This is a genomic window from Halomonas sp. ISL-56 (genome assembly GCF_018612805.1).
In the GTDB taxonomy this organism is placed as follows: Bacteria; Pseudomonadota; Gammaproteobacteria; order Pseudomonadales; family Halomonadaceae; genus Vreelandella.
Genome location: NZ_JAGGRO010000015.1, coordinates 39,946 through 60,280, shown reverse-complemented (window position 1 = coordinate 60,280; position 20,335 = coordinate 39,946). Strand labels below are relative to the sequence as shown.

The following is a 20,335-nucleotide window of genomic DNA, read 5'->3' as shown; positions in this document are numbered from 1 at the left end:
CAATCAAACATAAGTTTCAAACGCGTGCAACAGAGACGATTAGTGGCAGCCGCTGGCAGGAAGGCCCCGCTTTCGCCATAATGTGCCACCTTTTGAACAGGATTGGCTCCATGTGGTTTAAGCACTTGCATTTATACCGCCTGCACGACGCGCCCGAATTATCCAGCGATGCGCTCGCCAGCGCTTTAGACGAGCACTCCGCTAAACCACTCGGCAACGCCGATGCACGGCGCTTGGGCTGGACGGCACCCGCAGGACGTCTCGGCGGCGGTCAGCTCGTTCATGAAATCCAAGGGCACCGACTGCTTTCTGCTCTGCGCCAGGAGCGTCTGCTACCGGCTTCTGTGGTCAAAGAAGAAGTCGATGAGCAGGTGGCCGACATTGAGGCCAGCGAAGGCCGCAAAGTCACCCGCAAAGAAAAAACCGCACTAAAAGAGCAGGTCACCGAGAATTTATTACCCCGTGCTTTCGTGCGCAGCCAGAAAATTGATCTGTGGTGGGATACTCGCGGCCAGATGATCGGCATCAATGCCAGCTCGCGCACCCGCGCCGAAGACATCCTGGATTTGCTGCGCGAAACCCTGGGAAGCTTAAAAGTCACCCCACTGAGCTCACAAACGCTACCTATCCGCGCCATGACCACCTGGCTCGGCGACACGGCTAGCCGGCCTGCCGATCTGCAGCTGGGTGATCAGGTTGAGCTTAAAGCCAAAGGTGATGATGGCGTGCTGCGTGCTCGCCAGGTCGATTTAGACAGCGATGAAATTCAGCAACTGCTAGAGAGCGGCCGCCAAGCCAGTAAACTCGCTATTAGCCTGGAAGGTCGCTTAAGCTTTTTGTTACACGATGATTTGGCGCTGAAATCGTTACGCTTTGGCGATGCCTTGATTGAAGAAGCCGACCATGCTGACGACGGCGATGATGCGCTTGCTCGCTTGGAAACAGACTTTATTTTAATGGCCCAGGCGCTATCAACGGATATTCCGCGCTTGATAGAGTGGCTCGGCGGCGAGACGCAACGGGAACCCGCTGCGCAGTAAGTGGTTCTATATATGCTCGCCTCGATGCCATTAATCGATACCTATTTCTAATCACACATGTCCTAATCACACATGTCCTAATCACACACGGCTTATCATCCAACGGTTCGCATGACTGATCACAATAACGCTACCACCGCCGCTACCGAGACAGACCCGTGGGCCGATATTCGGCCCTTTATGGATCATGAAGTGGCCGATGTACTAGCCAGGCTCTCAAGGGACAACGAGCTGCTGGATGCGCTGACCCGCTTTCGGCTTCCGCGTATGGCACGCTGGGCGCCCTCGCTAGCGCGTGTGTTTGCCAGCCGTGCCGTGCGCCGTGAAGTTAAAGGTGTCTCGTCGGTTTACGAGTTTCAAATGCGCATTGCCCATTATATGGAGCGCATGATTCGCACCACCACAGACGCCTTTGAAGTCACTGGCCTGGACAAACTCGACCCCGACGGCGCCTATCTCTTTATTGGCAATCACCGCGATATCTCGCTGGATCCTGCCTTTGTCAACTATGCGCTCTATCAGGCAAACCGTGACACTGTACGTATCGCTATCGGTGACAATCTGCTCAAAAAGCCTTACGTCACCGACCTAATGCGGCTTAATAAAAGCTTTATTGTGCCCCGCAGCGCTCGGGGTAAGCGCGCGATGCTCGCCGCGTACCAACAGCTATCGGCCTACATTCGCCACACCATTACCGAAGACCAGCACTCTATCTGGATGGCCCAGCGCGAAGGGCGTGCCAAGAATGGTATTGACCGCACAGAGCCTGCCATTATTAAGATGCTGACCATGGCCAGGCGTAACGCCGAGCGTGACATGGTGTTTGGCGAGGCCATCGCGGAACTGAAACTGGTACCGGTATCGATTAGCTACGAATATGACCCCTGCGATGTACAAAAAGCCCAGGAACTACACGATATCGACACCCTAGGCAGCTATGCCAAAAGTGAGTTTGAGGATATTCGTTCGATTGTGGCGGGCATTACCGGCTCCAAAGGCCGTGTACGGCTGCATTTTGGCACGCCGGTAGGGTCTGATATGGCAACCCCCGACGAAGTCTCGGCTGAGATTGATCGCCAAGTGATTGGCGGCTATCGCCTGTTCCCCAGCCACTATTTAGCCTTAGAGGCGCTGGGCGAATCACCTGAACTGGTAGCACGCAAGTCGATCACACGTCAAGACAGAGATCGCTTTAATGCCCGGCTTGCCGCAGTCCCGGAACCGTTACGCCCCTATTGGCTTGCTCAGTACGCAAACCCCGTTAAGCACAAGGCCGGTCGATTGACGCTGTGAACCCGCGCTTTAATTTAACGTTTTAACGCCGTGCAACTCATGCCCGTTAGCGGAAAAAATGCTATGGTCAACGCATTGATTGGTTTCGCTTGGCGCTGTCGTCAATTGCGACCCTGAGGAGGTTCCCATGTCCGGTTCAGAAATTCAGAAAACACGTGTCATCAATGAGCTACGTGATTTTATTCGCAAACTGCTGCAAGACCCTAAAATCCTTGAGCAATCGCTGGCGGTTGCCAGACAGCAGTTAACCGAAGGTAATAGCCCAGCAGCGATGGCGCGAATTGCCAACGAAATTTCCGATACTACCAGTGTGCATATCCCGGAAGACCCGGCCGAGCACTCTGAAGCTGATAAACTTTTTTTAGAACTACTACGCGAAGTCGTTCAAGAAGAGCAAGCACTCTACTAGTCAGTATCGCCAACCGCGTCAGCGGCGAAGTCTTTTGAAGCTTCGCCGTGTTTTTTTTGCTACTGCCTGCCCGGCACCCCTATTCACTCGGAATTAATCTTCACCATGTCTACTACCGCCACGCGCAACATTTTGGTGACTAGCGCGCTCCCTTATGCCAACGGAGCTATTCACCTCGGTCACTTGCTTGAGTATATCCAGACTGATATCTGGGTGCGTTTCCAGAAAAGCCGTGGCCAGCAGTGCTACTACGTATGTGCCGATGACGCCCATGGCACCGCAATTATGCTGCGTGCCGAGCAGGAAGGTATTACCTCTGAGGCGCTCATTGAGCGGGTTTCCAACGACCACCAAACAGATTTTTCGCGTTTCGGCGTTGGGTTCGACAATTACCACTCCACCCACTCCGCTGAAAACCGCCACTTCAGCGAAATGATTTATAAGCGCCTGCGCGACAAAGGCCATATCGCCACCCGCGATATTGAGCAGATGTTCGACCCGCAAAAAGGTCTATTTCTGGCAGATCGATTTATAAAAGGTACCTGCCCCAAGTGCGGCGCCGACGACCAGTATGGCGACAATTGTGAAAAGTGTGGCGCTACCTATACCCCCGCCGACTTGATCAACCCGGTCTCAGCAATTTCCGGCGCCACCCCCGAAGTACGCACTTCGACCCACTACTTCTTTAAGCTCCCCGACTTTGCCGACTTCTTACAGCGCTGGATTGACGACGGCCATGTGCAGCCGCAGATCCGCAATAAGCTGATGGAGTGGTTTGAATCCGGCTTTAACGAGTGGGATATCTCCCGCGACGCGCCCTATTTCGGCTTCGAAATTCCTGACGCCCCCGGCAAGTACTTTTATGTCTGGCTGGATGCGCCAATTGGTTACTTGGCCAGTTTTAAGAACCTCTGTGACCGGGAAGGTATCGACTTCGACAGCTACTGGAACAAAGACTCCGATGCCGAGGTATATCACTTTATCGGCAAGGATATCGTCTACTTCCATGCACTGTTCTGGCCCGCCATGCTGCATGGCGCTGACCTGCGTACACCCACCGCGGTCAACTGCCATGGCTTCCTGACGGTAGACGGCGCCAAGATGTCGAAATCCCGCGGCACCTTTATTAAAGCCGCCACCTACGCCGATCACCTTAACCCAGAATACTTGCGCTACTATTTTGCCGCTAAGCTCACTTCCAAGGTCGATGACCTGGATCTGAATTTGGAAGACTTTGCCGCGCGGGTAAACGCTGACTTGGTCGGCAAAGTGGTCAATATTGCCAGCCGCTGCGCCGGGTTTGTTAAAAAGCTAGGCGGTGGAACTCTGTCAAGCCACTGCTCGGAGCCTCAGATGGTGGCGCGTTTTATTGCCGCCGGTGACGATATCGCCGACGACTTTGAAGCCCGCGAATTTAGCCGGGCAATGCGCAAAATTATGGAGCTGGCAGACGAAGCCAACACCTATATTGCTGACAAAGAGCCCTGGGCACTGGCCAAGCAGGATGGCCGTGATGCTGAAGTCTTAGACATATGCTCGGTCGGTATTAACCTGTTCCGCCAACTGATGGTCTATCTAGCCCCCGTGGTACCTGCGATGGCTGAGCAAGCGCGGGAGTTTCTTAACGTTGAGTCGCTGGACTGGCACACTCGTCAAAGCGTACTCACCGAGCACTCGATCAACAAATTTAAGCCGCTGATGACCCGTGTTGAACGCGACAAGATCGATGCCATGATTGAAGCGTCAAAGGAAGATCTCGTGGAAGAGCAAAAACTCAAAGAGGCACCGAAAGGCCCACTAGCGGAAGATCCTATCGCCGAAGAAATCGATTTTGCCGCCTTCGCCAAAGTTGATCTGCGCATTGCACGCATCGCCAAAGCCGAGTACGTAGAAGGCGCCGACAAACTATTACAGTTGACCCTCGACCTGGGCGGCGAAACCCGCAACGTGTTCTCCGGCATTCGCTCCGCCTATGCGCCAGAAGCCCTGGAAGGCCGCTTAACGGTGATGGTCGCCAATCTGGCTCCTCGCAAAATGCGCTTTGGCGTATCGGAAGGCATGGTGTTAGCCTCTGCCAATGAAGATGGCATCTATTTGCTTTCCCCAGACACGGGTGCAGAACCGGGCCAACGGGTAACGTAATCAACCTATGTCGCTAATGAGGGGCAGAGGCTAACCACCTTTGCCCCTTTTGTTTTTTATTTTTGTCGTCATTTCGCTCGCTTTGCTCAGGCACACCTTATGGTTCAACGCTACTCCCGATCTCTGCGCTTTCGTTTTCTAGCTGCCTTGGGTGGCGTTTTACTCCTCGCGCTTATTTCATTAGTTGTATTGAGCAAGTGGGTAATATTTCCGGCGTTGCATAAAGAAGAGCGTGCGGTAGTCACACAAGAGCTGAAAAAAATTGAACGCACTCTGCAGATCAGCCAGCAAAACTTATTGGCCCAAGTACGCGACTGGGCAATTTGGGACGATACGTACGAATTTGTCCAAGGTAGCTATCCTGGCTATACCGATACCAATTTTAGTCAGCAGATGTTTGAAGAGATGCGCTACCAGTTAATGGCTTTTTTCAACGCGGAGGGAGATGTGCATTTTTTAGCGGGCATTAATCCCGCTACCGGTCAATACCACACCTGCTATAGCGCAGAGCGCGAATGCCGTTGGATGGCAGGGTTGATTCGGACTATGCAGGTGTCTATTAAAGAAGATCCAAAACAAGGAAAAAGCGACCTGTATGCAGGGTCACCACCGCTAATGGTGGCCTCCAATCCTATTTTTCGTACCGACGAAAGCGGCCCGCCTCAGGGCTGGCTGTTTAAAGTGCGACCCATGGATGATGCGTGGCTTGCTTTAATAGAAGATTATACAGGGCTACCCACGACGCTTTCGATGGTTGATAGCAGTGAGGATAACGATATTGCTATTACCATCAGTGGTAATACCATTGTGGCTTTGCGCTATTTAGCTACATACCCACTCAATGAGCAGTTAGCGTTAGGTACTCAGCTTAATCGCACCAGTTATTTGGCCAGTTTAGAGACCTTCCGTTACGTACTGCTGTGGACCGCCTGCTTAATGCTGTTGGTGATCGGCCTAGTACTGCTGCTTTTAGAGCGAATAATCCTTAAGCCGCTTAAAGTTTTAACCCGTTTCACCCAGCAAACCAGTGATGACTTTGAGGGAGGGTCAAAAAGATTATTGCAACGTGGTGATGAAATCGGAATACTCGCGCGCGCCTTTCAAAAGCAGCTTAAGCGCCAACAGCAACTCAATGCCGAGCTAATCGTGCTTTCTACCCACGACCCTTTGACCAACTTACCCAACCGCCGTTTATTCGATCAGCGCCTACAAGAGGTGGTCAGTATGGCCCTGTCTACTGGGCAGCCCCTCTCTGTCATGATGATTGATATTGATCATTTCAAACTGTTTAACGATCATTATGGGCACCCTGAAGGGGATGTGTGTTTGCAACGGATAGCGCAAACGATGCATGACGTCGCCACCGTCCATGGCTTTTTTATAGCGCGCACAGGCGGTGAAGAATTCAGTGCCATGCTGCCTGCTACTTGCGCCGCCCAGGCGATGGATAAAAGCCAAGCACTTAGTTATGCCATAGACCAATTAAGACATCCCCACCAAACGTCACCCGTGGCTTCATATGTCACCGTTAGCATTGGCATTAGCCAGTTGAATATAGAAGGCGCCTTGACGCCCAGCGGATTAATGTCGGCCGCTGATCAAGCACTTTATGCAGCTAAAGCAGCAGGCCGGCACTGCGCCAAGATTTATAAGCCGTTGCTAGCCAATAGCCCATTTTCTTCGCACAATACGACGCCATGAGTGAGCTATTTATCATTTTGATCAGCACTGCGCTGGTCAATAACTTCGTGCTGGTGCAGTTTCTGGGCCTGTGCCCCTTTATGGGCGTCTCCAATAAACTGGAGTCGGCCATGGGCATGTCCCTGGCCACCACCTTTGTGCTGACCCTGGCATCTGCAGCGAGCTTTGTGGTGTATCACGGGCTGCTTGTGCCGCTGGATATTACCTACCTGCGCACCATCAGCTTTATTGTGGTGATCGCCGCCGTGGTGCAGTTTACCGAAATCATGGTGCGCCAACTGAGTCCGCTGCTGCATCAAGTACTGGGGATATTTCTACCGCTGATCACCACCAACTGCGCAGTGTTGGGCGTCGCGCTACTGTCGCTAAATCGTGAATTAAGCTTTTTTCACACCACCCTTTACGGGTTAGGGGCGGCGCTGGGCTTCTCGCTTATCTTGGTGCTATTCGCGGCAATGCGGGAACGGCTAGCGGGAGCGGATATCCCCAAACCCTTCCAGGGTGCTGCCATTGCCATGGTCACCGCCAGTCTAATGTCATTGGCGTTTCTGGGTTTTTCTGGGCTAGTACAGGGGTAACCGCCATGAGTGACACCTTTTCGTGGTGGGGCATTCTCAGTACGGTGGGAGTGCTTACCGGACTGGGGATTATTTTCGGAGCGCTGTTAGGCGTGGTTAGCGAGCGCTTCAAACGCGAAGATAATCCATTAGTTGAGCAGATTGATGCGCTACTGCCACAAACCCAGTGCGGCCAGTGCGGCTACCCTGGCTGCCGCCCTTACGCTGAAGCCATCAATCAGGGCGATGCGCTGAATAAATGCCCACCGGGCGGCGAAGCGACGATTCACGCCCTGGCTGATCTTCTCGGTCGCGAAGCTGAGCCACTTGACGGCGACGCCCAGAGCGAAGCCAAGGTAGCGTTTATTCGTGAAGAGGAGTGCATCGGCTGCACCAAATGCATCCAGGCCTGCCCGGTGGATGCGATTATCGGCGCGGCTAAATTGATGCACACCGTGATTGAAGACGAATGCACCGGCTGCGATCTTTGTCTTGACCCTTGCCCCGTCGACTGTATTGATATGCTGCCTCGCTCAGCACCGCTCACCCAGTGGCAGCCGATCGTAACGCCTTCGCCGGAATTAATTGTCAGCGACCGCCAACCTGCCCCAGGGGATCTTCATGCCGAGCGCCTATGACTTTCCTGGTGGCATTTATCCTCCTGAACGGAAACAGCGCTCTAGCCAGGCAACGCTGATTGAAGCGCCGCTGCCCAGTCGAGTGACGCTGCCGCTACAGCAGCACAGCGGCCAACCCGCCACGCCCTGTGTGGCATCGGGAGATAGAGTAAAAGTCGGCAGCGTGATTGCCAATCGTGAAGGCATGATCTCCAGCAACCTGCACGCCAGCATCAGCGGCACAGTCACCGAGGTCACCACAGCCCAAATCACCATTGAGGGCGATGGGCAAGATGAGTTGTTCCGGCTGCCTAGCCTCGACTGGCGCAGTGCCGGGCGCCAAGAGTTGCTTGAGCGTTTAAACGAAAGTGGCATTGTCGGCTTAGGCGGAGCGGGGTTTCCTAGCCATATCAAAGCGCGGGTGGTCGAACGGCATGCGATTGACACCTTGGTGATCAACGCCGCCGAGTGCGAACCCTATATCACCGCCGATGACCTTACGTTACGCCACTACCCTGGCGAGGTAATCGAAGGCGCGCAGATCATCGCCAAACTGTGCGACGCGCAGCATATCGTTATTGGCATTGAAGATAACAAACCCGAGGCCATTGAAGCGCTGCAGCAAGCCCTGGCTGATAGTCAACCAGTGCCGGTCGAGCTAACAGTCATCCCCACCCGCTACCCCAGCGGCGGCGAGCGCCAGCTAATTAAAAAGCTGTTAGATCTTAATGTACCCAGTGGCGGGCTACCCGCGGATGTGGGGGTACTGTGCCATAACCCCGGCACCCTGCTGGCGATACGACATGCGGTGCGCGATGGCCAGCCGCTGGTTTCAAGAATCGTCACGCTCACTGGGGAAGCGATTGCCCAGCCCGGCAACCGCTGGGTACGCCTGGGCACTTCGGTTATGGAACTGCTTGAGGAAGCGGGAGTGAATCACTCGGCGCTAAACCAAGTGATTCAGGGCGGCCCCATGATGGGCAAGCCGCTGCTGACGCTGGATACGCCGGTTACCAAGCTGACTAACTGCTTGATCGCCGCCACCCTTGATGAGCTACCACCGCCCCCAGCAGAATCGCCCTGCATACGCTGCGGTGAGTGCGAAAGTGTTTGCCCTGTGGCGCTGCTGCCACAGCAGTTGCATTGGTACGCCCGCGCTCAAGATGATACCAAGCTGGAGCGCTATCACCTGTTTGACTGCATTGAGTGCGGCGCCTGCAGCTATGTGTGCCCCAGCCATATTCCGTTAGTTGTGGATTACCGCGAAGCCAAAAGCCGGATACGCCTGCAGCGGATTGAAGCCACAAAAGCCGAGCACGCCAAGCACCGTTTTGAGTTCCGCCAGGCGCGGCTCGCTCGGGAAGAGGCTGAGAAACAGGCACGCAAGCAAGCCCGGCAGGCGCAACAACGGCGCCCCTCTAACACGGTCACACCCAGCACCAGCAGCGACAAGGTCGATTTACGCGGCCTGCGGATCGCCCATGCCGCCGCCAAAGCATCGGTCAAGAAAGCGGAAAAGACCCTGGCGCGGGTGGCCCAGGAAGATCCCAAACAATCCCTGGATGATTTAGAAATGCAGCTTGCCACCGCCCAAGAGAACTTAAAGGCAGCCGAGTTACAACTTGCCCAGGCGCGTGAAGAGCAGTCTAGTGAGGAGTCACCATGAGCATGATGCACGCCGCTGGCGTTAACGATGCCGTGAAGGCAACTAACGGGCCGCCAACAGCGAGCCTAATGCGCTGGGTGATCATTGCGACGCTGCCTGGTATCGCCACCATGAGCTACTTCTTTGGCCTCGGTGTCATCAGCAATGTGCTACTGGCTGCGGCATTTGGAGTCGCCCTTGAAGCCGCCGTGCTGCGCCTACGCAGGCGGCCCATTCGCGTAACGTTGAATGACTCAAGCGCCCTACTTACCGGCGTTTTACTGGGCGCGTCACTGCCCCCTGCCAGCCCCTGGTGGCTTATCGGCGTGGGTATGGTCGCGGCCATCGTGGTCGCCAAGCAGCTATACGGCGGCTTGGGCCATAACCCTTTCAACCCTGCCATGGTGGGCTATGCGCTGCTGCTGGTGTCTTTTCCTACCTATATGACGCTATGGGCACCGCCTCAAGAACTCATAACGGATGGCCTATGGGCGCAAATCGCAGGAACGCTGCCGACCGCCCAGCTGGATAGTTTGAGCGGTGCCACGCCGCTTGATGCCTTTAAACACAAAGGCGACGCGGTGCTTGCCAGCGAATTCTGGGCGACCAATCCATTACCCGATGGCACCCTGAATGCCTGGCGATGGGTGGGCCTTGCGTGGTTAGCGGGTGGCGTATTGTTGCTGGCGAAGCGGATTATTAGCTGGCATATCCCGGTGGCGATGGTGGGAAGCCTGGTGGTACTTGCCACGCTATTTTACCTCAGCGACCCCAGCCACTTTGCCTCGCCGCTATTTCACCTGCTTACCGGGGCAACGCTATTTGGGGCTTTTTTTATTGCCACCGATCCGGTTTCCGCCGCCACCAGTCGACGCGGTAAGCTACTCTATGGCGTGGGCATTGGCGCGCTGGTGATCACTATCCGCACCTTTGGCGGCTACCCCGATGCGGTGGCCTTTGCGGTGCTGTTAATGAACCTGTGCGTGCCGCTACTCGACCTGTATAGCGTACCGCGCCCCACCGGTCAGCCAAAAGCCACATCAGGAAAGCCAGGAGAGCGACTATGACTCTCTTCCAGGCCATGCAGCGCGGCGCCTTTGCGCTGGGGGCCTTTGCGCTGGTCACCGCGGGCAGTGTCGCGCTTACCCGCGCGCTTACCGCCGAACGTATAGAAACGCATCAGTTGGCTTACCAGCACCGCCAGCTTCAAGAAGTGCTGCCCCAGTCGCTGGCGAATACGCCCGTTACCCAAGTACTGGAAAGCACCTTTACGCTTCCCAATCCAGACTCGCTAGGACTTCAGAGCGATAGCCAAGGCTGGTGGGTGAGTGATAGCAAGAGCAGTAACAACAACATTAACAAGAGCAGTAACGAGAACAGTAACGAGAGCAGCGCAGTGATTTTTCCGGTCATCACGCGGCAGGGGTATAACGGTGAAATCCGCCTACTGGTAGGCATTGATAAACAACAGCGTATTACCGGCGTGCGCGTTACTCAGCACCAGGAAACCCCCGGCCTGGGCGATGATATTGAGCGCAGCCGCAGCGACTGGATCACTAACTTTAACGGTCTAGGATTAGATAGCTTACCGCAGGGCGGCTGGGCAGTGGCTAAAGACGGCGGTCAGTTTGATGCCTTTACCGGTGCGACGATTACCCCCAGGGCCGTGGTGAACGCGGTGCATAAAGCGCTTCAATACGCCGCCGATACACCACTACCAATGTCATTTGAGGAGCCCGCCTTATGAGTCAGTGGCGCGAACTCGCCCGCAGCGGCCTTTGGTCAAACAACCCCGCACTGGTTCAATTGCTGGGACTATGCCCACTGCTGGCAGTCAGCGGCAGCGTCGTCAACGCGCTGGGGCTGGCGCTGGCCACGCTGCTGGTTATGGTGGGCGCCAGCACGGCGATTTCGCTGATTCGTCACCAGGTGCCCAGTGCAGTGCGCCTGCCCGCGTTTGTGATGGTGATTGCCGCCTTTGTTACCTGCGCCGAGCTGCTGATGGCCGCCTACGCCTACCCGCTCTACCAGGTATTGGGAATTTTTATTCCGCTGATCGTCACCAACTGCGCCATCCTCGGTCGCGCGGATGCCTTTGCCTCCCGCCAGCCGGTGCTTCCAGCGGCCATAGACGGCTTTATGATGGGGCTTGGTTTTGGTGCGGTACTGGTCGTGCTTGGCGCGCTACGCGAACTACTCGGCCAGGGCACACTATTTAGCGGTATGGCACTACTGTTTGGGCCTGGTGCGGCCCATTGGCAACTCACCATTGCCGACGACTACCAGTTCCTGTTTTTCGTGCTGCCGCCGGGGGCGTTTTTTGTGGCGGGTATCTTAATCGCCCTGAAAAACGTCATCGACCAACGCAGCGCGGCCCGTGCCCGGCCAGTGGCTGCCACTCCGCGCGCCGATCGCCGCGTGCGGGTCACCGGAACGATTAAATAGCCAATATAAATAGCCGTTAAGTAAATAACGGGGACAATCAAACCAAGAGAACCGCCATGAATGCCCAAAAGCGTCATGAAATCTTCACTCGCCTCCAGGCAGAGAACCCGCACCCAACCACCGAGCTTAATTGGAACACGCCGTTTGAGCTGTTGGCCGCCGTGCTGCTGTCTGCTCAAGCCACCGACGTGGGCGTTAATAAAGCCACGGCGCGACTCTACCCAGTAGCCAACACGCCCCAGGCGATTATTGATTTAGGTATCGATGAGCTTAAAGCGCATATCAAAACCATCGGCCTCTACAACACCAAAGCCGAAAACCTGATGAAGACCTGCCACATGCTGGTCAATCAGCACGGCGGTGAGGTGCCCGACACCCGCCAAGCGTTAGAGGCCTTGCCGGGGGTAGGTCGTAAAACTGCCAACGTGATACTTAATACCGCCTTTGGCCAACCCACTATGGCGGTGGATACGCATATTTTCCGGGTATCCAACCGCACCGGCATCGCCAAAGGCAAAGATGTCTTAGAGGTTGAGCAAAAACTGCTGCGCCACGTACCCAGAGCCTTCCTTCACGATGCTCACCACTGGCTGATTCTGCACGGCCGTTACACCTGTATTGCCCGTAAACCCCGCTGCGGTAGCTGCATTATCGAGGATCTGTGCGACTATAAAGATAAAACTGAACTCGCTTAGACGGAGTGCTACATGCCTACCCCCGCCATGCTACTCCACGACCAGCCCATCTCAAGGCGTATCGACGCGCTGCTGGATCTCTCAAAGCAACATGCCGAGCAATTCTGTAGCCCTGGGGCATGGCTGGCACGGCAACGCTATATGGCCCAGCACCCCACCTCCATCGTGGTGATGAAGTGTATGGATGGGCGGATTCATATTCCCCATGCTACACGTACGCCGTTAGGGATTATTACCCCATTTCGTAATCTCGGCGGCATTTTTGATTTGGGCTGGCCCTACTTGGGTGAGCTACTGACCGACACGGTAGTCGATGCGGCTCAGGCGGGGCGCGCCACACTGATGCTGATCACCTATCACTTTTCGCGAGGCAACCAGGCCCGTGGCTGCGCCGGTTTTAATTGCGATACACAGGCCGCTAAAGCCCACGCTTATGCGATTGCCAAACAGGCGGGCAAGCTGTTCGGCCACGATCACCAGCAGGTTTACCCACTGGTGTGTGGATTTGAAACCGACAGTGATGCGCTAATTATTCACGGGAAAGAGGGTGCGACCCTGGATGTAAGCGACTGGGTGGAGAGTGCTCCTGAGGGGTTGAGCAGTCAACTGAACGCTATTTGCCCGGATATGCATCATGATATGCAACGAGATCTGCTGCCGCTGCTGGAAGGCAATCTTGCCCACGTTAGCGAACTCCAGGGTGTCGAGTGAGAGCTGGATATTGAGCACCGGGAGTGGGTGATCTGCATTGGCCGGGGCTTTGATTTTTTGCACCTACCCAATACTGCCTTGATCATAGGGCCTTACGGACCTGATTTAGCGGTACCCATTGGCACCGCGGCCACTATCATTGACGCCAACATGCGCGCCGGACGCATTCCAGACGATGGGTTTATGCTGTTGGCGTCAACACCCTACCAGCATAGCGGCGTCGACCGTGCCCGGGCAGAGCTGAAATCACATTTCCTATCCGAGTTTGCAGAGCAGGTGATTCATAGAGAACACCCAACACTTGCGCAAAAGATGCGTCGCCATACCGCCGTGGTTCACTGGCCTACCCGCCGACTAGACCCGCTCGTCTGATAAAAGCTGGCGGTATGCCTCACGCCAAGCAGACCACTCCCACGCGGTGGCATCAAGGCGTTCAGGACGAGCTGCCGGGTCGGTTAGCCAAGTATTAAGCCGCTCATAAAGCCCCTCCCGCGTGCCGTCGTAACGATAGTCTGGCGGGTAGAGAGCGGGGAAACAGAGCCGATCAGGCACCAGCGGCAGCGCCCCGCGCTGGGCTGCCTCCATAATCGCCAAGCCCTGAAACTCATGCCATGTCGTCGATACCACAATACCGGCACTATCTAGCAGTTCGCGATACGCCTCTTCCGGCTGTGGCCCCCAAGCCACAATGTGCTTGGCTAAGCGCTGCTCGGCCTCGGCAAAAATAGCCGGGGCTTGACGAAAACGCTGACCCATTACCGCTAGCTCAAACGAGACCCCGGCGTCGCTTAAGGCAAACAGCACCGCAAAAAAGTCGTCAGGATTTTTGTCGTATTCCCAGCGATGATTCCAAACGATAAGATGAGGCATCGTTGCATCGCGAGACGTTTTATTGCTAACAGGGATGGGAACCGGCAACACCTGGGCTCGCGCACGCAGCGCTTCAAGAGGCTTAACTGCGGGAAGATTTTCCGGCATTTTTTTCAGGAAAGCCCGTGCGCCATCGATAAAAGAGTCGCGATTATAGGCGCTGTTAAACACCACGCTATCCGCCGCCAACGCCGCATAAAGATTGACCATCTTGGCCTCTACTTGCGGCATCTGATCGCTCGATTCCGGATAGGAAAACTGGTTTTCATGGAAATAGACGATTTTTCTAGCTTGCCCCAAGTGGGGGAAAAGCCCCACCAGCGTTGCCAAATCAACCATCGAAGTGGCCAAGACCACATCGAAATGCTGGCTAAGGGTGTCATGCTCTTTTAGCATCCAGCTCAGCGGGTTACCGCGGATACGCCAGGCGAAATGGCGTGGAGGCAGACTCAACAGCGTCCATGACACCTCATCTAGCTGCGCCATCAAACTTTGTGCCCAGTAACGATGACTCACCGCTTCATAGGCAGATAACAGAAGAACGCGCATTAACAAGCCCCAGCAACCAAATCAGTGGAAGCCATAACACCCTAGCTATGGCCACGTGGCAGGCAGTGTAACAAAGCGCGCTTGAAAGCTCTTTTGCAGAAGCTCCTGTCTTACCTGCATTCGGCCAAGGTCGTCTTGGCTGACCCGTTAGATCTATCTAGACTCCAGGCAAGGTTAAAACAACTAAAAGCAGGAGAGCTCCATGGCTAAAGTGCTCGTTGTCGATGACGAACCCAACATTGTTTTATCGCTAGAGTTCCTGATGGAGCAAGCAGGGTTTGAGGTCGTCACTGCCGAAGATGGTGAACAGGCCCTGGCAAGAGTGAATGACAGCCACCCCGATCTGCTGCTACTCGATATTAGCCTACCGGGGATTAGCGGCTTTGACGTCTTAGAGCGGTTGCGTGGCGAGGCGGCCACCGCCCAACTGCCGATTATCATGCTGACTGCTCACGGGCGAGATGTTGAGCGGGAGAAAGGCATGGCACTGGGCGCCGATGATTACATCACCAAGCCCTTCTCAACCCAGTCGCTGGTGGAAAAAGTCAAAGCGCTACTGATCGAGGAGCAGCCATGACCCGGGCCGGGCTACCCAAACGTCAGCGTCTGATGGGTCTGTGGCTGCTACTTAGCGGCATCAGCCTGCTGGGCGGGGCCATTTTTGCCGCCTGGCTGGATGCCAAGCTTGCCCCCACTGGCGTAACGCGCATTGCCCTCTGGCTAGGCAGCTTTTCCGGTGGCGCAACGATTTTTTTAGTCGGTTTGCTGCTTGAGCGCATGCTGTTTACCCCACTGCGCCATTTGCAGGTGCAGTTGGCGCGCTTAGTCGCCAACCCCGATGCCCGAGACGAACACCCACCCGAAGGCTGGCTCAAAGGGTTGGGCCCCGACCTACGCCGGGTACGCGAAAGCTGGCGATCAGATCGCAGTCGCCTTACCACTGCTCACGCTGACGGTGCGCGAAGCGCAGCACGCATTCGCCAAGAGTTGGAAACCTTGCTGCAAGTACTCGAAACACCGCTGCTACTGTGCGATCACCACCGCCGTCTCATGCTGTTCAATCAGGCGGCCGAGGACTTTTTTGCGGGTAACACCGGGCTAGGGCTGGGTAAACGCCTTGAAGCGCTGCTTCCGGTGGCGAGCCTACAACAAATGCTCGGCCAACTGCCTAACGACGGCTCACCGCGCGAACTACTCGCCCCCTGCGACGACCGCTGGCTCAAGGTGATTTTACGTCGCGTGCCGGGTAGCGATGGCGAAACACTGCTGACATTTAGCGACGCCACTGCCTCCTGGTCGAGCGAAATGGGCGTTAGGGCGGAACTGGCCGATATGCTCACACCGCTGCGTCAGCATACCGCCAGCCTGACCAGTGCCGCCGATGCCCTGATTCAACTGCGTAACCAAAACGACGCCAGTACGTCTACTTTACGCCAGCGTTTTGAGCGGGTTATTCAAGAAGAGGGCGCTACGCTCGGCGACAACGTGGCGAAAATCGGCCAACTGCTCGACGATATGCAGCACCAGGGCGAGCGCTTAACGCCGATGTGGTCAAACGACTTCTGGCAGGCGCTTGATGAGCGCCTTGACCCGGCGCACCGCTTAATTACTCCGGTGGGCATGCCCGCCTGGTTTAAAGGCGACGCCCCCGCTTTGATCGCACTGTTTGACTCGTTGGTGAAACACCTCAATGTCCAGCTGCCTGACAGTGGCTTTGAAGGTGAGATATGCCTGGGTAACAAACGCGTCTATCTCGACCTTATTTGGCGAGGTAAGGCGATCCCCGAGCATGAACTGGCGGAGTGGCGCCAGCAGCCGCTCAACTCACTGCCGTTGACCCCCAGCGTCGCTGATGTGCTGCGCCAACACGCCAGCGACATCTGGAGCCTGGCCGACGATAATGGCATTTATTCACGCTTGCGGCTCCCCCTGCCCTCCATGGAGCGCGTCGGCGCCCCACGGGAAACCGCCCCGCCACGCCCTGAATTCCATGACTTTGGCATCGCCGACCTGCCCCCGCCGGATGAAGCGCTGGCCAGCCGAACGCTGCGCAGCCTGGAAATCGTCGCCTTTGATACGGAAACCACCGGGCTTGAGCTGCGCCGGGGCGATACAGTGATCAGCCTTGGCGCCTGCCGCGTGGTCAACGCGCGTTTATTGGCCAGCGAAGCCTTCGATCAAAAAGTCGACCCCCAGCGGCCTATCCCTCCCGCTAGCACCGCGATTCACGGCTTGACCGATGCCGATGTGGTCGGCGCACCGCCGCTGGATATTGTGCTTACCCGCTTTCGTGACTATGTCGGCGAAGCGATACTGCTGGCCCATAACGCCGCCTTTGATCTACTCGCCATCAGCCACAAAGGGGTTGTCTTTGATATCCCCGTGATTGACACCCTGCTGATTTCCCGGGCACTGGACGAAGCGCTGGATGGTCATGACCTGGACAGCCTGGCCCAGCGCTATGATCTGGCTTTTCCACCGGGCACCCGCCACACTGCATTAGGCGATGCCCGCGTGACCGCCGAGCTATGGCTAGCCCTGCTGCCACGCTTAGAAGCCCGCGGCGTCGATACGCTTGAGCAATTGTTAGCGCTGCAAGCCAACGCCTTCGACCGACAGGATGCCAGTGCCTGATGAAACCGTTCGGTGTTAAATCACGCCAAACAGAGCGCCTGATGGCGTTAGTGGCCATCGCCCTGCTGCTGTTCTGTCCGCCGCTGATTATTGTCGTCGATCGTTTGCCTGCTTTTAGCGTGGGCTGGCTACCGTTGTATCTATTTATCGCCTGGGCAGTGGTGATTGGCTTAACCGCCTGGCTGATGGAACAGCGAGCAGGCCGCTAACCATGCGTAGCGAGGCGATGATCCTCGGCACCGCCTTTGGCTACCTGGCGCTGCTGTTTGTGGTTGCCGCCTGGGGCGACCGCCGGGCGGAACAGGGTCGCTCGATCATTGGCTCGCCTACGGTATATGCCCTTTCTATTGCCGTTTACTGCACAGCCTGGACGTTCTACGGCAGCGTTGGCCGCGCCGCCGAATATGGCCCCAGCTTTTTACTGATCTACCTGGGGCCAACGCTGGCGATGCTGTTGGCTCCCTTTGTCATCCGCAAGATGGTGCGCATCGCCGCGCGTCAGCGGATCACCTCGATTGCCGACTTTATCAGCGCCCGCTATGGCAAAAGCACCAGTTTAGGCGCGCTTGTGGCGCTGATGGCGCTGATTAGTATCACTCCCTACATCGCCCTGCAGTTAAAAGCGATTACCGTCAGCCACGCGGTACTGATCAATTATCCCCGCGCAGCCGACACTACCTTGGTGGATGAACACTTCTGGATGGACAAATCCCTCTGGGTCGCCCTGGTATTGGCGGTGTTTATTATTCTGTTTGGCACACGCCACCTGGATGCCAGCGAGCGCCATGAAGGCATGGTAGCGGCCATCGCGGTGGAATCCATCGTCAAACTAGTCGCCTTTATGGCTGTTGGCATTTTTGTCGTATTTGTGATGTTTGAAGGCCCGGCCGCACTGTTTGCCCAGGTAGCAGCCACGCCAGCCCTTATCGATAGCATGCGTTTGGACAGCGTTCCCGGTGGCGTCACGGGCTGGGTAGGAATGTTGGTGCTGGCCTTTCTGGCCTTTTTAACCCTACCCCGGCAATTTCAGGTATTGGTGGTCGAGAATGTCGACGAGCAGCACTTGGCTCGCGCAAGCTGGCTATTTCCCCTCTATATGCTGCTGATTAATCTGTTCGTTATTCCCATTGCCTTGGCTGGGCTGCTACTAGGCGTCAGCGCAGGCGACCCGGACAGCTTTGTGCTAACACTACCGCTTTCAGCCGGTTTAGAAGGCCTGCCGCTACTGGTGTTTATTGGCGGCCTGTCGGCGGCGACAGGTATGGTGATTGTAGAAACCATCGCGCTCTCCACCATGGTCAGCAATCAGCTGGTAATGCCCCTGCTACTGCGCTCACGGCGGCTGCACCTAAGTACCAAAGGCGAGCTTGCCGGTTGGCTGTTAGGTATTCGTCGCATCGCTATCGTGCTGATTCTGCTACTCGGCTATCTCTACCATGCGCTGATTGGTGACTCCTACAGTTTAGTGACGATTGGGCTGGTCTCGTTTGCCGGAGCGGCCCAGTTCGCACCAGCGCTGTTGATTGGCCTATATTGGCGCGGCGCGACGCGCCAAGGCGCCACCGTTGGCTTAATCGCCGGGTTCTTAATCTGGTGCTACACGCTACTGCTACCTGGGTTTGCCCAGTCTGGCTGGTTGGATGCTTCTCTGCTCACTGAAGGCCCCTGGGGAATTGCCTGGCTAATGCCCTACGGCTTATTCGGGCTCGAAAATTGGGATATATACACCCATTCGCTGCTCTGGAGCATGTTGGCCAATGTGGGGTTATTGGTAGGTGTCTCGCTGTTTACACGCCCGACACCCCTTGAGCAAACCCAGGCAGCGCTGTTCACTGAAGCGATGCACCCTAACCTGCAAACCTCTTCGCTTTCGACGTCACTATGGCGCGGGCAAACGACTCAGGGGGCACTCAAAGAGCTGCTTGTTCGCTATTTGGGTACCCAGACCACTCGTCGTGTATTCAGTCATAGCGGAACCAAAAGTGCTTATGCAGCTGATCAACCCGCCACTGCCGAGCTGATCAACCGTGCCGAACAGGCGTTGGCAGGGGCGCTGGGCAGTTCCTCTGCGCGAGTATTGATTAACTCGGTGGTGCGCGGTGAAGCACTGGATATTGAGTCGATTCTGAGCATTTTGGATACGACCTCACAAACCCTGGAGTACAACCGCCGTTTGGAGCAGAAGTCCCAGGAGCTGGTGAAAATCGGCGAAGAGCTGCGTAGCGCCAACGAGCGGCTACGCGAGCTGGATCGCTTGAAAGATGAGTTTGTCGCCATGGTCAGCCACGAGCTGCGCACGCCGCTCACCTCCATCCGTGCCTTTGCGGAAATTTTGCGCGATAGCGGACAGCTACCTGACGAGAAGCGCCAGCATTTTCTGGGTGTCATTGTTCACGAAAGCCAGCGGCTTTCGCGCTTAATTGAGGAGATCCTCGATCTTGCCCGCCTGGAGAGTGGTCGTTTAACGCTTAACCCCGTGCCCCTCGACCTTGCTGCCCTAACTCGGCATAGCATTGACGCGATTGCGCACCTCCATGAAGAGCGCGGCATTGCGCTAGACGTTAGCTTAGCAGCTGACCCTGCCATGGTAGTCGGCGACCATGACCGCTTAGAACAGGTGATTATTAATCTGCTTGATAACGCAGGCAAGTTTGCCGACCGAGAGCAGCCAAAAGTACGCCTCACGCTTTACCGCCATCGCCGTCATTTCCGGCTAAGCGTAGAGGATAACGGTGCGGGTATTAGTGAAGATGAGCGTGAAAGGGTGTTTGAAAAGTTTCACCAAATTCAACAGGACGATGATATTCCGCGAGGTCGACCGAGAGGCAGCGGCTTAGGATTGCCGATTAGTCGGGGCATTATCGCCCACCTGGGGGGAAGGCTGTGGGTCGAGGATGCCAAAACCTTAGGTGGCGCCTGCTTAACACTGGAACTCCCCGCCGCGCCGGATGACGTGAAGCGTTGATCACATATTGGTTACAACGGCTAGCTTTGCTCACTTAAACTAAGTTATTCTTTATTTCAGAA

General features: G+C 55.9%; 17 protein-coding genes and 1 pseudogene. 17 read left to right on the top strand and 1 reads right to left on the bottom strand.

What is annotated here, in order from left to right; genetic code table 11:
• Window positions 1-110: 110 nt before the first annotated feature.
• From J7J49_RS12665 to J7J49_RS12605, 13 genes and pseudogenes are all read left to right on the top strand, one after another.
• Window positions 111-1,040 carry a recombination-associated protein RdgC gene (locus J7J49_RS12665; protein WP_064232973.1) on the top strand — a complete coding sequence of 310 codons (930 nt, stop codon included), beginning with the start codon at window positions 111-113 and terminating at the stop codon, window positions 1,038-1,040.
• 111 nt (window positions 1,041-1,151) lie between these two features.
• Window positions 1,152-2,333 carry a 1-acyl-sn-glycerol-3-phosphate acyltransferase gene (locus J7J49_RS12660; protein ID WP_215093056.1) on the top strand — a complete coding sequence of 394 codons (1,182 nt, stop codon included), beginning with the start codon at window positions 1,152-1,154 and terminating at the stop codon, window positions 2,331-2,333.
• Window positions 2,334-2,460: 127 nt separating this feature from the next.
• Entirely contained in the window at window positions 2,461-2,742 is a 282-nt protein-coding gene (locus tag J7J49_RS12655) for a hypothetical protein (protein WP_064232975.1), read from the top strand.
• 105 nt (window positions 2,743-2,847) lie between these two features.
• Window positions 2,848-4,884: a methionine--tRNA ligase gene (gene metG / locus J7J49_RS12650; RefSeq protein WP_215093054.1), complete on the top strand. Its 2,037-nt coding sequence runs from the start codon at window positions 2,848-2,850 to the stop codon at window positions 4,882-4,884.
• Between the two features lie 99 nt (window positions 4,885-4,983).
• The gene (locus tag J7J49_RS12645) at window positions 4,984-6,585 is read left to right on the top strand and encodes a sensor domain-containing diguanylate cyclase (protein ID WP_215093052.1); all 1,602 of its coding nucleotides are present in this window, start codon (window positions 4,984-4,986) and stop codon (window positions 6,583-6,585) included.
• Window positions 6,582-7,163, top strand: a complete 582-nt coding sequence (rsxA, locus tag J7J49_RS12640) for an electron transport complex subunit RsxA (protein WP_215093050.1) — start codon at window positions 6,582-6,584, stop codon at window positions 7,161-7,163. Before J7J49_RS12645 ends, rsxA begins: the two co-directional genes overlap by 4 nt.
• Window positions 7,164-7,168: 5 nt before the next feature.
• Window positions 7,169-7,780, top strand: a complete 612-nt coding sequence (gene rsxB / locus J7J49_RS12635) for an electron transport complex subunit RsxB (protein ID WP_215093048.1) — start codon at window positions 7,169-7,171, stop codon at window positions 7,778-7,780.
• Window positions 7,764-9,425, top strand: coding sequence for an electron transport complex subunit RsxC (gene rsxC / locus J7J49_RS12630; RefSeq protein ID WP_215093046.1), 1,662 nt, complete (start codon window positions 7,764-7,766; stop codon window positions 9,423-9,425). The genes rsxB and rsxC overlap by 17 nt, the downstream gene beginning before the upstream one ends.
• On the top strand, window positions 9,422-10,471 hold the full coding sequence (locus tag J7J49_RS12625) for an RnfABCDGE type electron transport complex subunit D (protein ID WP_215093044.1): 1,050 nt from the start codon (window positions 9,422-9,424) through the stop codon (window positions 10,469-10,471). The genes rsxC and J7J49_RS12625 overlap by 4 nt, the downstream gene beginning before the upstream one ends.
• Entirely contained in the window at window positions 10,468-11,151 is a 684-nt protein-coding gene (locus J7J49_RS12620) for an RnfABCDGE type electron transport complex subunit G (RefSeq protein WP_215093042.1), read from the top strand. Before J7J49_RS12625 ends, J7J49_RS12620 begins: the two co-directional genes overlap by 4 nt.
• A complete protein-coding gene (locus J7J49_RS12615) occupies window positions 11,148-11,849 on the top strand; it encodes an electron transport complex subunit E (RefSeq protein ID WP_215093041.1) in 702 nt (233 codons plus the stop codon). The genes J7J49_RS12620 and J7J49_RS12615 overlap by 4 nt, the downstream gene beginning before the upstream one ends.
• Window positions 11,850-11,905: 56 nt before the next feature.
• Window positions 11,906-12,544 carry an endonuclease III gene (gene nth, locus J7J49_RS12610; protein WP_215093039.1) on the top strand — a complete coding sequence of 213 codons (639 nt, stop codon included), beginning with the start codon at window positions 11,906-11,908 and terminating at the stop codon, window positions 12,542-12,544.
• A 12-nt stretch (window positions 12,545-12,556) separates the two neighbouring features.
• Window positions 12,557-13,627: pseudogene (locus J7J49_RS12605) on the top strand (hypothetical protein).
• Here J7J49_RS12605 and J7J49_RS12600 read toward each other — a convergent pair.
• Window positions 13,610-14,674 carry a tRNA-queuosine alpha-mannosyltransferase domain-containing protein gene (locus tag J7J49_RS12600; protein ID WP_215093037.1) on the bottom strand — a complete coding sequence of 355 codons (1,065 nt, stop codon included), beginning with the start codon at window positions 14,672-14,674 and terminating at the stop codon, window positions 13,610-13,612. The pseudogene J7J49_RS12605 and the gene J7J49_RS12600 sit on opposite strands and share 18 nt — an antisense overlap.
• A 202-nt stretch (window positions 14,675-14,876) precedes the next feature.
• Here J7J49_RS12600 and J7J49_RS12595 point away from each other — a divergent pair, with 202 nt between their 5' ends.
• The 4 genes from J7J49_RS12595 to J7J49_RS12580 are packed head-to-tail and all read left to right on the top strand — an operon-like array spanning window position 14,877 to window position 20,273.
• On the top strand, window positions 14,877-15,251 hold the full coding sequence (locus J7J49_RS12595; RefSeq protein WP_064232987.1) for a response regulator transcription factor: 375 nt from the start codon (window positions 14,877-14,879) through the stop codon (window positions 15,249-15,251).
• Entirely contained in the window at window positions 15,248-17,308 is a 2,061-nt protein-coding gene (locus tag J7J49_RS12590; protein WP_215093035.1) for a 3'-5' exonuclease, read from the top strand. Before J7J49_RS12595 ends, J7J49_RS12590 begins: the two co-directional genes overlap by 4 nt.
• Complete coding sequence (locus J7J49_RS12585; protein ID WP_064232989.1) at window positions 17,308-17,517, top strand: hypothetical protein; 210 nt, start codon at window positions 17,308-17,310, stop codon at window positions 17,515-17,517. Before J7J49_RS12590 ends, J7J49_RS12585 begins: the two co-directional genes overlap by 1 nt.
• Window positions 17,518-17,519: 2 nt before the next feature.
• The gene (locus tag J7J49_RS12580; RefSeq protein WP_215093032.1) at window positions 17,520-20,273 is read left to right on the top strand and encodes a sensor histidine kinase; all 2,754 of its coding nucleotides are present in this window, start codon (window positions 17,520-17,522) and stop codon (window positions 20,271-20,273) included.
• The last annotated feature ends 62 nt before the right edge of the window (window positions 20,274-20,335 follow it).

What these genes read in the sequence shown, in the direction of transcription:
- J7J49_RS12665 (WP_064232973.1), top strand. Translation starts at nt 111, where the DNA reads ATGTGGTTTAAGCACTTGCATTTATACCGCCTGCACGACGCGCCCGAA.
- J7J49_RS12660 (WP_215093056.1), top strand. Translation starts at nt 1,152, where the DNA reads ATGACTGATCACAATAACGCTACCACCGCCGCTACCGAGACAGACCCG.
- J7J49_RS12655 (WP_064232975.1), top strand. Translation starts at nt 2,461, where the DNA reads ATGTCCGGTTCAGAAATTCAGAAAACACGTGTCATCAATGAGCTACGT.
- metG (WP_215093054.1), top strand. Translation starts at nt 2,848, where the DNA reads ATGTCTACTACCGCCACGCGCAACATTTTGGTGACTAGCGCGCTCCCT.
- J7J49_RS12645 (WP_215093052.1), top strand. Translation starts at nt 4,984, where the DNA reads ATGGTTCAACGCTACTCCCGATCTCTGCGCTTTCGTTTTCTAGCTGCC.
- rsxA (WP_215093050.1), top strand. Translation starts at nt 6,582, where the DNA reads ATGAGTGAGCTATTTATCATTTTGATCAGCACTGCGCTGGTCAATAAC.
- rsxB (WP_215093048.1), top strand. Translation starts at nt 7,169, where the DNA reads ATGAGTGACACCTTTTCGTGGTGGGGCATTCTCAGTACGGTGGGAGTG.
- rsxC (WP_215093046.1), top strand. Translation starts at nt 7,764, where the DNA reads ATGCCGAGCGCCTATGACTTTCCTGGTGGCATTTATCCTCCTGAACGG.
- J7J49_RS12625 (WP_215093044.1), top strand. Translation starts at nt 9,422, where the DNA reads ATGAGCATGATGCACGCCGCTGGCGTTAACGATGCCGTGAAGGCAACT.
- J7J49_RS12620 (WP_215093042.1), top strand. Translation starts at nt 10,468, where the DNA reads ATGACTCTCTTCCAGGCCATGCAGCGCGGCGCCTTTGCGCTGGGGGCC.
- J7J49_RS12615 (WP_215093041.1), top strand. Translation starts at nt 11,148, where the DNA reads ATGAGTCAGTGGCGCGAACTCGCCCGCAGCGGCCTTTGGTCAAACAAC.
- nth (WP_215093039.1), top strand. Translation starts at nt 11,906, where the DNA reads ATGAATGCCCAAAAGCGTCATGAAATCTTCACTCGCCTCCAGGCAGAG.
- J7J49_RS12600 (WP_215093037.1), bottom strand. Translation starts at nt 14,674, where the DNA reads ATGCGCGTTCTTCTGTTATCTGCCTATGAAGCGGTGAGTCATCGTTAC.
- J7J49_RS12595 (WP_064232987.1), top strand. Translation starts at nt 14,877, where the DNA reads ATGGCTAAAGTGCTCGTTGTCGATGACGAACCCAACATTGTTTTATCG.
- J7J49_RS12590 (WP_215093035.1), top strand. Translation starts at nt 15,248, where the DNA reads ATGACCCGGGCCGGGCTACCCAAACGTCAGCGTCTGATGGGTCTGTGG.
- J7J49_RS12585 (WP_064232989.1), top strand. Translation starts at nt 17,308, where the DNA reads ATGAAACCGTTCGGTGTTAAATCACGCCAAACAGAGCGCCTGATGGCG.
- J7J49_RS12580 (WP_215093032.1), top strand. Translation starts at nt 17,520, where the DNA reads ATGCGTAGCGAGGCGATGATCCTCGGCACCGCCTTTGGCTACCTGGCG.